This is a genomic window from Streptomyces sp. NPDC043996 (genome assembly GCF_056435225.1).
This window is the reverse complement of record NZ_JBWKEY010000008.1, coordinates 24,477-39,013: the sequence shown is the minus strand read 5'-3', so window position 1 is coordinate 39,013 and position 14,537 is coordinate 24,477. Positions and strand designations below refer to the sequence as shown.

Annotated in this window: 8 protein-coding genes; 6 read left to right on the top strand and 2 right to left on the bottom strand. The window is 72.7% G+C overall.

Annotated features, from left to right (window positions below):
- Positions 1–104: 104 nt before the first annotated feature.
- The 4 genes from AC07A4_RS21750 (at position 105) to AC07A4_RS21735 (ending at position 7,755) form a co-directional block, all read left to right on the top strand.
- Positions 105–3,335, top strand: coding sequence for a non-ribosomal peptide synthetase (locus tag AC07A4_RS21750; RefSeq protein WP_478601133.1), 3,231 nt, complete (start codon positions 105–107; stop codon positions 3,333–3,335).
- Positions 3,336–3,611: 276 nt separating this feature from the next.
- Positions 3,612–4,913: an MFS transporter gene (locus AC07A4_RS21745; protein WP_478601131.1), complete on the top strand. Its 1,302-nt coding sequence runs from the start codon at positions 3,612–3,614 to the stop codon at positions 4,911–4,913.
- A 48-nt stretch (positions 4,914–4,961) separates the two neighbouring features.
- Entirely contained in the window at positions 4,962–6,203 is a 1,242-nt protein-coding gene (locus AC07A4_RS21740) for an aspartate aminotransferase family protein (protein ID WP_478601129.1), read from the top strand.
- Between the two features lie 40 nt (positions 6,204–6,243).
- The gene (locus AC07A4_RS21735; RefSeq protein ID WP_478601127.1) at positions 6,244–7,755 is read left to right on the top strand and encodes a carboxypeptidase M32; all 1,512 of its coding nucleotides are present in this window, start codon (positions 6,244–6,246) and stop codon (positions 7,753–7,755) included.
- Between the two features lie 164 nt (positions 7,756–7,919).
- Here AC07A4_RS21735 and AC07A4_RS21730 read toward each other — a convergent pair whose 3' ends face one another.
- Both AC07A4_RS21730 and AC07A4_RS21725 read right to left on the bottom strand, forming a co-directional pair.
- Positions 7,920–9,089: a serine hydrolase domain-containing protein gene (locus AC07A4_RS21730; protein WP_478601125.1), complete on the bottom strand. Its 1,170-nt coding sequence runs from the start codon at positions 9,087–9,089 to the stop codon at positions 7,920–7,922.
- Positions 9,086–10,171 carry an alpha/beta fold hydrolase gene (locus AC07A4_RS21725; protein WP_478601123.1) on the bottom strand — a complete coding sequence of 362 codons (1,086 nt, stop codon included), beginning with the start codon at positions 10,169–10,171 and terminating at the stop codon, positions 9,086–9,088. The genes AC07A4_RS21730 and AC07A4_RS21725 overlap by 4 nt, the downstream gene beginning before the upstream one ends.
- 145 nt (positions 10,172–10,316) lie before the next feature.
- Here AC07A4_RS21725 and AC07A4_RS21720 point away from each other — a divergent pair, with 145 nt between their 5' ends.
- A complete protein-coding gene (locus tag AC07A4_RS21720) occupies positions 10,317–10,952 on the top strand; it encodes a helix-turn-helix domain-containing protein (protein ID WP_478601121.1) in 636 nt (211 codons plus the stop codon).
- Positions 10,953–11,334: 382 nt separating this feature from the next.
- Positions 11,335–14,280, top strand: coding sequence for an AfsR/SARP family transcriptional regulator (locus tag AC07A4_RS21715; protein ID WP_478601119.1), 2,946 nt, complete (start codon positions 11,335–11,337; stop codon positions 14,278–14,280).
- Positions 14,281–14,537 lie beyond the last annotated feature (257 nt).

Here is a 14,537-nt window from a genome sequence, read left to right as displayed (position 1 = left end):
GCCACCCCGGGCGGCCGAGCGGGCGCCGAGCGCTGCCCCGCCCCGGGCGACGGCGCCGACACCAGCCGCCTCGTGCGACCGGACTGTGAAAGAGGTGCTGACCCATGGCCGTAGACCCCCACCCGGAGGCTCCGGTGGAGCACGTGGCTCCACTCACCGGCGTACAGCAAGGGATGTGGTTCCTGACCCAACTCGAAGGCCAGCCCGCCTATATGTTCCAGGCCTGGCTCACCCTGCGCGGGCGGCTCGACCGCGACGCGCTGCGGCGGACCCTGGACGAACTGATCCGCCGTCACTCCGTCCTGCGCACCACCTTCGCCACCGACCAGGGCCGCGCCTACCAGCGCGTCCACGCGCCCGTCCCCGCGGACATCGAGGTCCGCTCCGTGACCGCGCTGACCGAGGCGGAGCGGCAGGACGCCTACGACCTGGCCGTGCGCGAGGTCGTCACCAGGCCGTTCGACCCCACCCGGCTCCCGCTCATCCGATGGACCCTCTTCGAGGTGGCCGAGGACGAACACCGCCTCCTGCAGAGCGAGCACCACCTCATCCACGACGGCGGCTCCTTCGTCATCTTCGCCGACGAATTCGTCCGCCTCTACCACGCGTACAGCCACGGGCAGCCCGACCCGCTGCCGCCGCCGAGCGCGCAGTACTGGAGCTACGCCGAGGAGGACCGCCTGGAGCTTGCGGAGCGGCTGCCCGAGGGCCTCGAGTACTGGCGCAAGCAGCTCAGCGACCTGCCCGGCACGCTCACCCTGCCGCTCGACCGGCCCCGCCCGGCCGTCCAGCGCTTCCACGGCAGCACCCACGACTTCGTGATGGACCCCGAACTCGCCCGCCGCGTACGGGAGGCGGCCAAGGACCGGCAGGTCACGCTGTTCGGCTATATGCTCGCCGCCCTCGCCGTCCTGCTCCGGCGCTACAGCGACGAGACCGACCTGCTCATCGGCAGCGGCGTCGCCAACCGCTCCCACCCCAGCGCACAGCGCATGATCGGGATGCTGGTCAGCACGGTCACCCTGCGCATCCCCCTGGCGGACGACCCGACGGTCGAAACCCTCCTGCAGCGCACGCACACCGTGCTCTGCGACGCCCTCGACAACCAGGACATCCCCTTCAGCGACGTGGTCCGCGACCTGCGGATCGGCCGGACCCTGTCCATCAACCCCCTGACACCGGTGCTGTTCAGCTTCCACGACCTGCCCATGACACGCGTCGACGACGACGCCCTGACCATCGACGTCCACGAAGGCCTCAACGCGGGCGCGGCCAAGGTCGACCTCGACATCGTCGTCATCCCCTCCACCCGGCGGCGCATCCTCGGACCGCCCACCGACGAACCCGACAGCATCCGCATGATCTGGGACTTCAGCACGGAACTGTTCGACCGCTCCACCATCGAACGGATGGCCACCCACTACTGCGGCATCCTCGCGCAGATGTGCGCGCTCGGACCCGAAGGCCCGGTCTCCGCCATCGCCCTGCGCGACGCCACGGTGGACCAGGCCCTCGCCCGCTTCAGCGGCCCCACCGCCACGCGCCCCGAAGGCCGCACCATGGTGGACCTGTTCGAGGCCCAGGCCGCCCGCACCCCCGACGCCATCGCCCTGGAGAGCGGCGCCCGGCGCGTGACCTACGCCGAGCTCAACGCGTGGGCCAACCAGCTCGCCCGGGAACTGCGGGCGCGCGGAGTCGGCGCGGAGCACTCCGTCGGCGTCTGCCTGCGCCGCTCGCCCGAACTCGTCCTCGCCCTTCTCGGCGTCCTCAAGGCCGGGGCCGCCTACGTCCCCCTCGACCCCTCGCTGCCCCAGCAGCGCCTGGCCTGGCTCGCCACGGACGCCGCGGTGAGCGCCGTCGTGGGGCGGGCGCCGGGCGAGGCGCCGCTGCCCGTGCCCGACACCGCGGTGTGGGTCAGCCTGGACGACGAGGCCTGGACCAGGCACAGCGCCGACGATCTCGATGTGCCCCGCCACGACGGGGCGTTGTGCCACATCCTGTACACCTCCGGCTCCACCGGCACCCCCCGCGGCGTCGGCATCGCCCACCGCTCCCTGGTGAACTTCGTCGAGGCCACCGCCGACGACTTCGGCGTCACCCCCGCCGACCGCGTCCTGCAGCTGGCGTCCTTCGCGTTCGACACCCACGCGGAGGAGATCTTCGTGACGCTGGCCCGCGGCGCCACGCTCGTCCTCGGCGTCGAACCGGCCGAGCCCCGGACGTTCCTGCGGCAGGTCGACGAGGCCGCCGTCACCGTCATGGGCCTGCCCACCGCCTTCTGGAGTGAGGTCGTCCGGCACCTGGACGCGGCCGGGCAGCCGCTCCCGCCGTCCGTGCGCCTGGTCCCGGTGGGCGGCGAGGCGGTCAGCGCGGTCGCCGCGGCCGCCTGGCACCGGGTGACCGGGGGAGAGGTGCGGCTGCGCAACGGCTACGGACCCACCGAGACCACCGGCGTCGCCACCGCGACCGACCTTGACCCCGACGACCTCGTCTCCGGCCGCAGGCCCCCGATCGGACGGCCCCTGCCGAACGTACGGGTGTACGTGGTCGACGAGGCCCTGCGCGCGCTGCCGGTGGGCGTCCCCGGCGAGCTCCTCATCGGCGGCGTGGCCGTCGCCCGGGGCTACGCGGGCCGCCCGGGCTGGACGGCCGAACGCTTCGTGCCCGACCCCTTCGCGCCGCGCCCGGGGGAGCGGGCCTACCGCACGGGAGACCGCGCCCGCTGGCTGCCCGACGGACGCCTCGAGTTCCTCGGCCGGGGCGACGACCAGATCAAGATCCGCGGCTACCGCATCGAGCCGACCGAGGTGGAGAAGGCGCTGCGCGAGACCGACGTGGCCAGGGACGCGGTGGTCGTGGTCCGCGACGACGACCGCGGCCAGCGCCGCCTGGTGGCGTACCTCCTCGGCTGGGACGGGCAGGCGCCCACCGTCGCCGCGATCCGGGACGCCCTCCTCCGCGTCCTGCCCAACTACATGGTCCCCGCGGTGTTCGTACCGCTGGACCGCATCCCGAGGACCGTGCAGGGCAAGACGGACCTGCGGGCCCTGCCGGAGCCTCCCGCCGACCGGCCGACGGCCGAGCACGTCGCGCCGGAGTCCGGTCTCGAGGAGACCCTCGTCGGCATCTGGCGGCGCGTCCTCGGCGTGGAGACCGTCGGCTGCACCGACAACTTCTTCGACCTGGGGGGTGATTCGCTGCTCTGCATGCAGATGATCGCCGCGGCCGACGACCAGGGCATCGGCCTGACCCTGACCGACGCCTTCGAGCACCAGACCATCAGAGGCCTCGCGACGGCGGCGACTTCGGGCGCCGGGCTCCAGCGGCAGCGGTAGCCGGGGAATGTCACACAGGCTTGATAAGGGCGGTGACGGAGGTAGCGCGGAGGGATTCCCGCGCGCTACTGTTAACACAGTTTCTCCTGCCAAGCACTCGCGCCCTCGATTCGACGAACGCTACGTCCGAGGAGTTTCGCCCGTGGTCTCTCTCCACCGTAAAGCAGGGAACGGGGCAGTGGAATTCACCCTCTTATTCGCTGGTTTCTCCCGCACTGATGCCCCTCGTTCAGCCCGGCGGCCGACCCTGGTCCCCGGCACGGGCGAGTAACGCGTATGGCATCGGAGAAGGGGCTCGGCCGCCCCTTTTACGCACTTCTGACGGCCGCGGCGATATCCACCCTGGGTGACGGCGTCCGCGCGACGGCCGTCCCCCTGCTCGCCGCCGAGTTCACCCACAACGCGTTTCTGGTCAGCATCGTCAATTTCGCGGGCTGGCTGCCCTGGCTCACGGTCGCCCTCTTCAGCGGCGTGCTCGTCGACCGCTGGGACCGCCGCCGGACGATGGTGTACGTGGACGGAGCGCGCGCCGTCCTCGTCCTGGTGCTCGCCGTCATCGCGATCGCCTCGCCCGAGTCATGGAAGTGGCTCCTGCTCGTCGCCGTGATCGCCTTCCTCCTGGGCGTCGGCGAAACCCTCTTCGACCCCGCCTCCCAGGCACTGCTGCCCGCGGTGGTGCCCCAGCACAAGCTCGTCACCGCCAACAGCCGCTTCCAGTCACTGCAGTTGACCGGCAGCGAGTTCGTCGGACCCCCGCTGGGCAGTCTGCTGTTCGCCGTCGCCGCGACCCTGCCCTTCCTGCTCGACTCGGCCAGCTTCCTCCTGGCCGCCGTCCTGGTCGCCGCCATCCGGCTTCCCCCCGGTGTCCTCGAACGCCACGCGGCCGCCGAAGCGGAACCCGAAGGCATGATGGACGCCGTCCGCAGCGGACTGCGCTGGCTCTGGAACGAACGTCCCATCCGCACCATGGCCCTCATCCTGGGCGCCTGGATGATCGTGGACGGCGGCGTCTACGCGGTCCTCGTCCTGTTCTCCCTGGAGGAACTCGGCCTCGGCACCGCCGGCTTCGGCCTCCTGATGACGTCGAGCGCGGTCGGGTCCATCCTCGGCTCGCTGGTCGCCCCCCGCGTGACCCGGCTGATCCCCGGCGGCTACGCCCTCGTCGCGTCCCTGGCCGTCTTCGGCCTCGGCTACCTGGCCATCGGCACGGTCTCGAACCTGTGGGTCGCCCTCGCGGGATTCTCCCTCGCGGGCCTGGCCAGCGGGGTGTGGAACGTGGTCACCGTCACCTTCCGCCAGGCGTACATCCCCCAGCACCTGTTCGGCCGGGTGATCAGTTCCTACCGGGTCATCGCCTGGGGAGGCACCGCGCTCGGCTCGCTGGTGGGCGGCGCGGTGGCCCAGGTGTTCGGCCTGCGCGTGCCGCTGCTGGTCGCGGGAGCCGCCGTCGTCGGCCTGTCGTTCGTGGCCTTCGTCGAACTCCGGCACATCGTCATGCCGTCCGACGCTGACCCCTCCGAGGTCCCGGCCGCGGCTCCGGCCGGGGACGACTCGGGCGGCCACCGGACGGGCGACTGATTGACGTAACCCATCGGGCGGCCGACTGACTACACAAGGAGCACCGTCATGGATGGAATACCGCCCCTTCCCCTCGACGCGACCGCTGAGCTGCTCTCCCGTGGGGAGCGGCACGACGCCTGGATGGCGACCTTCACCCAGGGCCTCGACTTCGACACGTTCACCTGCGGCACTTACCCCCGCTTCGCCGCGCGGGCCTCCGGGAGCCACGTGTGGGACCCGGACGGCAACGAGTACATCGACTACATCCTCGGCTACGGAACGGTCCTGCTGGGCCACGCCCACCCCCGCGTCCTGGACGCCGTCACCCGGGAACTGGCGAGCGGCACCTGCCTCTCACCGCTGTGGCGCCCCACCCAGGTGGAGCTCTCCCAGCTCCTCACCTCCGTACTCCCCAACGCCGACCTCGTGTACGCGATGCGCACGGGCTCGGACGCCACGGCGGCGGCGGTGCGCCTCGCCCGACTGCACACCGGCCGCAAGAAGGTGCTCCAGTGGGGCTACCACGGCTGGCACGAGTGGTCGACTCCCCGCACGGAGGGCCTGCTGCCCGCCGTCCGGCGCGAGACGCTGTCCTTCGAGTACAACGACCTGGAGTCGGTGCGCGCGGCCTTCGCCGAGCACGGCGACGACATCGCCTGCGTCATCATGATGCCCTTCGAGACCGACGCCCCCGAGCCCTCCTTCCTGCACGAGGTGCGGCGGATCGCGCACACCCACGGGGCGCTGTTCGTCCTGGACGAGCTGCGCTCGGGCTTCCGCATGGCCCTTGGCGGCGCCCAGGAGTTCTTCGGCGTGGACGCCGACCTGGTGACCGTGGGCAAGGCCATGTCCAACGGCCACATCCTGTCGGCCGTCGCCGGACGCGAGGACGTCATGCGGGGCCTGTCCCGCACCCACATGGAGTCCACGTTCTTCACCAACAGCGCCGAGATGGCCGCCGCGGTGGCGACGGTGACGACGCTGCGGGACACCGACGCCCTGCGCCACGTGTGGACCATGGGGGAGCGGCTGCTCGAAGGGTTCCGCGTCCTGATCGCGGAGCTCGACGTGCCGGCGCGCGCCGTGGGCTACCCGCCCATGCCCTTCCTGGAGTTCACCGACCCCGACCCCGGCCGGCGGGCGGCGGGGCGCGAGGCGTTCTTCCGCGAGACGGTCCGCAGGGGCATCTACTTCGAGCCCGACCACCACTGGTTCGTGTCCGCCTCCCACACGGAGGACGACATCGACCGCACCCTCGAAGCCTGCCGCGAGGGCTTCCTGACGCTGCTCAAGGCGGCCGCGGCATGACGCCCGGCGGCCGGGGCCCGGTGACGGGAGGGACGTGCCGATGGACCGGGTGATCGAGGAACTGTGGACGTTCGCCGCGGAGACCGCCGACCTGGAGAAGGCGGGCTATCTGCTGGTGTGGGACGAGGAGACCCACATGCCGTCCGGGGGGCTCGACGAGCGGATGCACCAGCACGCCGCCGTCGAGCGCGCGGTGCAGGAACGCTGGGCGTCCGACGCGCTCGCCCGGCTCCTCGAGCGCGCCGCCCCGATGGCGGAACGCCTCGACCCGGAGTCGGACGACTCGACCCTGGTGCGGGTGATGCGCCGGGACAGCGACAAGGCCAGACGGGTGCCCGAGGGACTCCGCCTGGAGATCGCGGCGTGCCAGACGCGGAGCTTCGGACTGTGGCAGAAGGCCAGAGCCGAACGGGACTTCGGCATCCTGCTCGGGGAGTTCGAACGGGTCGTGGACCTGCGGCGCGCGTACGCGGCGTCGTTCGACGGCCTCGCGGACCCCTATGACGCCCTCCTGGACGACTACGAACCCGATGTCACCTCCGCCGAGGTCGACACGGTGTTCGCCCAGCTCAAACCGGCCCTGGGGGAGGTGCTCGCGAACCTGCGCGACACCTCGCACGCCCCCACGGCGGCAGGGGGCGACACCGATGTGCTGTCCGGGCGGTTCGACCCGGAACGGCAGCGGCGGTTCGTGCTGTGGCTGCTGAGCCACTGGGGCTTCGACCCTGACTCCTGGCGCCTCGACCAGTCCGTCCACCCCTCCCAGCTCTCGCTCGCCGCGAGTGACGTACGCGTGACCGGCCGCTTCGACGGCGACGGCCTGCGGGGCATCTTCGGCGTCCTGCACGAGTTCGGACACGGCCTCTACCGGCGCCAAGTGGCCTCCTCCCTGAGCCGCTCCCCCCTGCGCGAACCGCCCTCGTCGGCGCTGGACGAGTCCCAGAGCCGCCTGTGGGAGAACGTGGTCGGGCGGCGCATGTCCACCTGGACGTTCGCCTACCCGCGACTGCGCGAGGAGTTCCCCGATCAGCTGCGCGCGGTGCCGCTGGAACGCTTCTACCGCGCGATGAACACCGTCAGGCCCACCGCGGTGCGCACCGTGGCCGACGAGGTGACCTACGGGCTGCACATCATCCTGCGCTACCAGCTCGAACGGGACCTCCTGGCCGGTTCGGTGGCACCGAGGGACCTCCCCGACGCGTTCGCCGCCAGCATGCGGGAGCTGCTCGGCGTGGAACCGCGGGACATCACCGAAGGGGTGCTCCAGGACCCGCACTGGTTCGACCTGGGCTTCGGCTACTTCCCCACCATCACCCTCGGCGACGTCGTGGCCCTGCAGATCTGGGAGCGCGCGGAGTCGGAACTGGGGAACCTGGACGAGTGCTTCGAGCGGGGCGAGTTCCGCGTCCTGGTCGACTGGCTCGCCCGTGAACTGCACGTGCACGGCCGCAAGTTCAGCACCCCGGAAACCCTCCGGCGAGCCGCCGGAGGCCCGCTGGACGCGGCGCCGTATGTGCACTACCTCCGGACCAAGTACGGCGTCGACACATAACCTTCGCCCACCGGGGACCGCGCCCAGCCCCTGTACGTGCCCAAGCCCGGCGATCACCGCGAGGACATCGCCGGGCGCGGGCGCGGGCGCAGGCGCGGGCGTGGGCGCGAACGCGGGTATGGGTGCGGGCAGAGCTGCGGGCAGAGCGGTGGGCCATGAGCGACTCAGGAGGTGGCGCACAGCGCGTGGTCGATCAGGGCGCTCGCCGCGTTCTCCTGTTCCAGGATGTGCTCGGGGGTGTCGCCGCGGGCCTCGGACATGGAGACCACGGCGCTGCGCCCGCCGTCGTCGGTGACGCCGTTGAGGGTGATGTAGCCGCCGTCCCCGCCTTCGTGGCCCCAATAGGTTCCTCCGCAGCTCAAGGGGCGCTCGACGAGACCGAGCCCATACCGCCCACCCGGCCACAGCTGCTGGACCTCCGCGCTGACGGGGACGGTCCGCTTCATCTCGGCGAGCTGCCGCGCGGGCAGCAGGCGGCCCGTGAGCAGCGCGCGGAAGAAGTCGTTCTCGTCCTGTGTCGTCGTGACCCACGACAGGTTCTCGTGGTCCACGGCTATCTGCTCGGTGACATCCACCCGGGAACCGGGCCCGAAGAACTGGTAGGCCCGGGCGTGCGGCCGGGGCAAGGTGGGTGTGGTGCCCATCCACCGGGTCCGGTCGAGGCCGAGCGGGCGCAGGACGCGGTCCTCGATCTCCTGGTGGGCGGGCCGCCCGGTGACCTTCTGGATGGTCATGTCGAGCAGGACGTAGCCGGTGTTGGAGTACGCCCAGCCCTCGCCGGGCGGGAAGTGCGGTGCGTGCGCCATGGCGCGGGCTATCAGCTGATCGGAGCTGTGGACGTCGTAGCGCTGCTGGTAGTACTCCTTCGGTGTCGTATAGCCGGGCAAGTCGTCGTGGATGCCGCTGGTGTGCTGGAGCAGCTGGCGGAGGGTGATCCGGCTGCCGTCGTTCCCCTTGCCCCGCACGACTCCCGGCAGCCAGCGGTCGACGGTGTCGTCCAGGGAGAGCCTGCCCTCGGCCTCCAACTGGAGGACCACGGTGGCGACCAGCGTCTTGGACGTGCTGGCCATGCGGAAGAACCCGTCGGCCGGGACCGGGCGCCCGGTCCTCAGGTCGGCGGTGCCCCTGGTGGCGACCGACTGCCGGCCATCGGGCGCGACCACACGGGCCTGCACACCGCTGACCCCCAAGGCGTGGATCGCCTCCACGTCCTGGCGCAGCCGTGCCACGGGCGAGGGGCAGCCGGGCCGGGCGACGGCGCTCGCCACCTCGGCGACGAGCAGCACGGCGATCCCGACCGCCACGGCGAGGTTCCTGCGCAGAGTCGACGTCATGCCTGAACGCTAGTTCCGCCGCCCCGGCGCGGCCCAGCCGGTAAGCCCCCGGATGGGGGCGGGGGATATCCCCCAGCGGGGGCCGTGTCCAGCGCCGATCTTGTCACCGCGGCCAGCCAGGAAGTCAGCAGCGCGCTGACCTCCTCCGGGCGCTCCTGCTGGATCCAGTGGCCGCAGCCGTCCAGGAGATGGGAGGAGACCAGTGCGGGAAGCGTGGCAGGGAAGGCGTCGATCGCGTCGGCCATCCAGGTCGTGGAGGCGTCCAGGGCCCCGCCGATGAACAGGGACGGCTGGGTGAGCGGGGAGCCGTTGAACGCGGCGAGGTCCTCCCAGTCGTGATCCATGGCGCGGTATCGGTTGAGTGCTCCGGTCATGCCGGTGCGTTCGAACTCCCCGGCATAGTGGTCGAGATCGGCTTCGGTGAGCCATGAGGGAAGCCGGGACGTCGGGAACCGGTCGCGCAGGGTTCCGCCGTCGCTGACGAAGTGCGGGTCGGGCTCCCCGCGCGCGGGCATGGTGTCGGCGGACAGGGCCGCGTAGAAGCCCGCGAGCCAGCCGCGGACGTCGGGCTCGATCTCCGCCTCGGCCCGGCCGGGCTCCTGGAAGTACGAGACGTAGAACTCCTCGTCTGTGCCCATCCGCGCGAAGACCTCGCTGGGGCGCGGGCCGCCGGGCGGGGCGTAGGGAACGCTCAGCAGGCCCACCGCGCGAAAGACGTCGGGGTGGAGCAGGGCCGAGGCGGCCGCGATGGCGGAGCCCCAGTCATGCCCGATGACCACTGCTGTCTCCTCGCCCAGGGCGTGCACCAGGGCGACGTTGTCCGCCACGAGGGCACGCATCCGGTACGCCTGTGTCGCGGCCGGTCGAAAGGAGCGGCCGTAGCCGCGCACGTCGAGTGCGACCGCCCGGTATCCCGCCGCCGCGAGGGCCGGAAGCTGATGGCGCCAGGCGTACCAGGACTCGGGAAAGCCGTGCACGAGCAGGACCAGCGGTCCGGTGCCCTGCTCGACCAGGTGCAGGCGTCCGGCGGGCGCGTCGACGGTGCGGTGGCGCGGCTCTGCGGACGGTGTGGTCTTGGGCATGGCTTCTCCTCGGGTTCCCGGGTGGCCGCGGTGACGCACCGATGATGCGACGCGGGTCGCCAACTAGGCGACCAGCCTTGACGCTTTGGCAAACTTGCAGGGCGCGGGCGCTGCGCGCGGACCGCATCGAGGGGATGGAGGCGAGATGACCGACGACGGGATCGCGGGCGCGCTGGCCGCCATGGGGCCGCGGCTGCGGGCCGTGCGCGAGCGGCACGGGCACACGCTCACCGAGGTGAGCCGTGCGACCGGCATCCCCCTGAGCACGCTGTCGCGGGTGGAGAACGGCCGCCGCAGACCGAACCTGGAGCTGCTGCTGCGCCTGGCGCAGGCGTACGCCGTTTCCCTGGACGAACTGGCGGGCACCGCGCCTTCCGTGGCACGCACGCCGCACGGCCCGTCACCACGGACACCGCACGGTCTCCCGGCGCGGCGTCCGGTGGACGACAAGGCGATACTGCCGCTGACCCGTTACGTCGGCGGGCTGCACGCCCATAAGCACGTCCTGCCCGCGACCGGTGATCAGCCGACACGGCCACGGCAGGCGTCGCACGAAGGCTACGCGTGGCTGTGCGTGCTGTCCGGGCGCCTCTGGCTGGCGCTCGGCGCGCACGACGTCATCCTCACCGCCGGAGAAGTCGCCGAGTTCGACGCCCGCACCCCGCACGGAGTCGCCAACGCCGGAACCGACGGACCGGTCGCCTACCTGATCATGTTCGGGCCGCAGGGCGAACGCCTGCGACCGCGCGTCCACCCGACAGCCGACCGAGAGACTCTCTGACCCACGGCCCTGCGTCTCACGGCATCGACCGGGAGCCGACCACGTGCCCGACGGCCAACTCGTTCAGGTCATCGAGTCTTCGCCAGCGCCCATCCTCGTCGCCAGCGCCCATCCTCGTCGTCAGTGACCATGCCCCGCGGCGCCGATGAGGGTGTCAGTGGTGGTCCCCGCCCTGCGCGGCGACGCGGTGGCCGCCCGCGGGGCGGCCATGCCCCTATAGCCCCCTATAGCAGCCCGGCGACGTTGGGAAGGCCAGATCGCCCAGGTAATATCCAGGCCAGCGCACGCCGTGGGGACGACGTGCCGAGCGCCCGGCGGGAAGACGGGGCCGGCCCGGCGTACGGCCTGCGCGCCTGAAGGCATCAACGGGGTGGGGCGGAAGATGGTCACCGGGGACACCGGGCTGCGGTTCGCGCTGCTCGGGCGGCTGCGCGCGTGGCGCGGCGACAGGGAGCTGGAGCTCGGCTCGCCGCAGCAGCAGGCGTTCCTCGCGGTGCTGCTGCTGAGCCAGGAGCGGGCCGCCTCGGTGGGCGACGTCGTGGAAGCGCTGTGGGGCGGAAACCCGCCACCCCGCGCCGTGGGCGCCCTGCGGACGTACGCCTCGCGACTGCGCAAGTCGCTGGAGCCGGAGCGGGCCGCGGGGGAGTCCCCCCGGGTCCTGGTGTCCGTCCCCGACGGCTACGCGCTGCACGTGCCGCGCGAGGCCGTGGACCACGCCCGGTTCGAGGACCACGTCGCCGCGGCGGGCCGGGCCCGGGCGGCAGGACAGCTCGCGGAGGCCCGCGCCCGGCTGCACCTCGCCCTCGAACCCTGGCAGGACGACCCGCTGCCGGGCATCCCCGGCGAGGCCATGGACGCGCACCGCGCCCGGCTCGCCGACCAGCGCCTGACGGCCCTCGAAGCCCGCCTTGAGCTCGACCTGGAACTGGACGGCCCGCGGTCGGTCCTCGCCGAGCTCGCCGACCTGGCCGCGCACCATCCCCTGCGCGAACGGCTGCGCGCCCTCCACATGCAGGCGCTGCACCGCGACGGCCGGTCCGCCGAAGCGCTCGCCGCCTACGACGAGACCCGCCTGCTGCTGAGCGAGGAACTCGGCCTCGAACCCGGCCGCGACCTCGCCGAGGCACGGGAGCTCCTCACGGCGCCGCACCCCACCGGCGGCACCGGAATCCCGGACCCGGCCGTGCCGCCGCTGCCCGCCCAGCTCCCGGGCGACCACGCCGACTTCACCGGCCGCGCCACACACGTGGCGGACCTGTGCGCGCTGCTGACGTCCGACCGCCCCGGAGCCGCCGCCATGGTGGCGGTGTCCGGAGCAGGCGGCGTGGGCAAGAGCGCCCTCGCCGTGCACGTCGCGCACCGGGTACGGCAGTCCTTCCCGCACGGACAGCTCTACATGGACCTCCAAGGCGTCGGCGGCCACCCGGCCGACCCGGCCGCCGTCCTCGGCTCGTTCCTGCGGGCCCTCGGCGTGGACGACGCCGCGATACCCGAAGGCCTGGCGGAACGCTCCGCGCTGTTCCGCGCCCGCCTGGACGGGCGCCGCGTGCTCATCCTCCTCGACAACGCCCACGGCCCCGAACAGGTGCGGCCCTTCCTGCCCGTGCTGCCCTCGTGCGCCGTCCTGGTCACCAGCCGCGCCAAGCTCGCGGGCCTTGCTTCCGCGCGCCTGGTCGACCTCGACGTCATGACCCCGGATGAGGCACTCGAACTCCTGGGCAAGGTCCTGGGCCGGGCCCGCGTCGACGCCGAGGCGGACGACGCCGCCCGGCTCGTGTCGGCCTGCGGCCATCTGCCGCTGGCCGTACGGATCGTGGCGGCCCGCCTGGCCACGCGCCCCGCGTGGCCGCTCGGCGCGCTGCACGACCGGCTCGCCGACGAGCGGCACCGCCTGGCGGAACTGCGCGTCGCCGACCTGACCGTCGAAGCCGCCTTCGCACTCGGCCACGCCCAGCTCCGGCCGGACCAGCAGCGCGCCTTCCGGCTGCTCGCCCTGCCCGACGGCCCGCACATCTCGTCCGCCGCCGCGGCCGCCGTCCTCGGCCTGCCCGAGCCGGAGGCCGAGGCGCTGTGCGAGTCCCTGGTCGACGTCAGCCTCCTGGAGTCCCCCACCCCCGGCCGCTACCGCTACCACGACCTGCTGCGCCTCTACGCGCGTGGACGCGCGAGCGCGGAGGAGTGCCCCGAGGGACGGGCCGCGAGCCTGCGCCGCCTCCTTGAGTTCCTGGTGTCCACGGTCCGCACCTCGCACCCCGGCGCCCTCGGCAGGGCCGAACGCCTGGAGGTGACCGCGACGGTCCCCGGCCTTTCGTTCGCCACGGCCGATGACGCCGGTGCCTGGCTGGCCGACGAGGCGCCGTGCCTGTTCGCGGTGGTGCGCCAAGCGGCCGAGGCCGCCGCCTGCGACGTCGCCCCGGCGGCCGACCTGCTGCTCATGATGGAGGAGTTCCTGGAACGCGGGGGGCCCGGGACGGAGTTCGAGCAGGCGGCCCACGCGGTGGTCGCCGCGGCGCTCCGCCTGGGCGACCAGCGCAGCGCGGGACGCGCCTACCTGGCCCTCGGCCACGGCTACTACTACGCGGCCCGCCTGCGCGAACTGGTCGGGGTCTGCCGCCAGGCGGTGGCGGCGAGCCGCGCGGCGGGCGACGTGCTCGTCATGGCCGACGCCCTGGTGCTCCTCGCGCGCTGCTCGTACCACCTGCGTCGCTACGACGAGACCCGCACCCTCCTCACCGAGGCGTCGGCGGTCTTCCAGGCGGGTGCCGACCGGTTCGGCGAGGCGAACGTCCTGGGCGCGCGCAGCCGGGTGCGCCAGTCGGCGGGCGAGACGGACCTGGCGGTCACCGACGCCGAGCAGGCACTGGCCCTCCATCAGGGTCTGAGTGACGGCTGCCGGGTGCCGTTCGCCCTGTACGAACTGGGCGTCGTCCTCGGCGGCGCCGGGCGGACCGCCGAGTCCGCCGGGCGCCTCACCGAGGCGTTGGCCCTCTTCGGTGACCGCCGCAATCGACTGTGGGAAGGCTTCACCCTCTTCCGGCTCGCGCAGAACCGGCTCGCCACCGGCCGCGCCGAGGAGGCCACGCGGCTGGCCCGGACCGCCGCCGTGACCATGGAGGAGGTCAGGAACGACTGGGGCCGCGGACACGCGCTCTCCGTACTCGGCTCCGCCCTCGACCGGCTCGGGGACGCTGACGGCGCCCGGGCGCACTGGCACAGCGCGTACGAGATCTGCGCGCGCCTGGGTATGCCGGAGGCCGACGACCTCCTCGTCCTGCTCGGAGAGGAGCCCGAGCGGCGGGGCGGGGCCGCACCGGCACCGGTTCCCTGACGGGGGAGGGGCGGCGCGCTCTGGTCTCCTCGCGTGCCGGATCGGTCAGGGCGGAGGCCGTTACGGCGGAATCGCGGAACCCCGGCACCCCGGCACGCGCCACGGCCGTACCCGTCACGGCCGTACCCGTCACGGCGGAACCGGCCTCACGGGCGATCCCTCTTCCATGACCCCTCGTCAAAAGACCCCCTCGTCAAAACGCCCCCTCGTCAAAACGCCCCCTCGTCACAAGGCCCCCACGCCACAAGGCCCCCATG

What these genes read in the sequence shown, in the direction of transcription:
- AC07A4_RS21750 (WP_478601133.1), top strand. Translation starts at nt 105, where the DNA reads ATGGCCGTAGACCCCCACCCGGAGGCTCCGGTGGAGCACGTGGCTCCA.
- AC07A4_RS21745 (WP_478601131.1), top strand. Translation starts at nt 3,612, where the DNA reads ATGGCATCGGAGAAGGGGCTCGGCCGCCCCTTTTACGCACTTCTGACG.
- AC07A4_RS21740 (WP_478601129.1), top strand. Translation starts at nt 4,962, where the DNA reads ATGGATGGAATACCGCCCCTTCCCCTCGACGCGACCGCTGAGCTGCTC.
- AC07A4_RS21735 (WP_478601127.1), top strand. Translation starts at nt 6,244, where the DNA reads ATGGACCGGGTGATCGAGGAACTGTGGACGTTCGCCGCGGAGACCGCC.
- AC07A4_RS21730 (WP_478601125.1), bottom strand. Translation starts at nt 9,089, where the DNA reads ATGACGTCGACTCTGCGCAGGAACCTCGCCGTGGCGGTCGGGATCGCC.
- AC07A4_RS21725 (WP_478601123.1), bottom strand. Translation starts at nt 10,171, where the DNA reads ATGCCCAAGACCACACCGTCCGCAGAGCCGCGCCACCGCACCGTCGAC.
- AC07A4_RS21720 (WP_478601121.1), top strand. Translation starts at nt 10,317, where the DNA reads ATGACCGACGACGGGATCGCGGGCGCGCTGGCCGCCATGGGGCCGCGG.
- AC07A4_RS21715 (WP_478601119.1), top strand. Translation starts at nt 11,335, where the DNA reads ATGGTCACCGGGGACACCGGGCTGCGGTTCGCGCTGCTCGGGCGGCTG.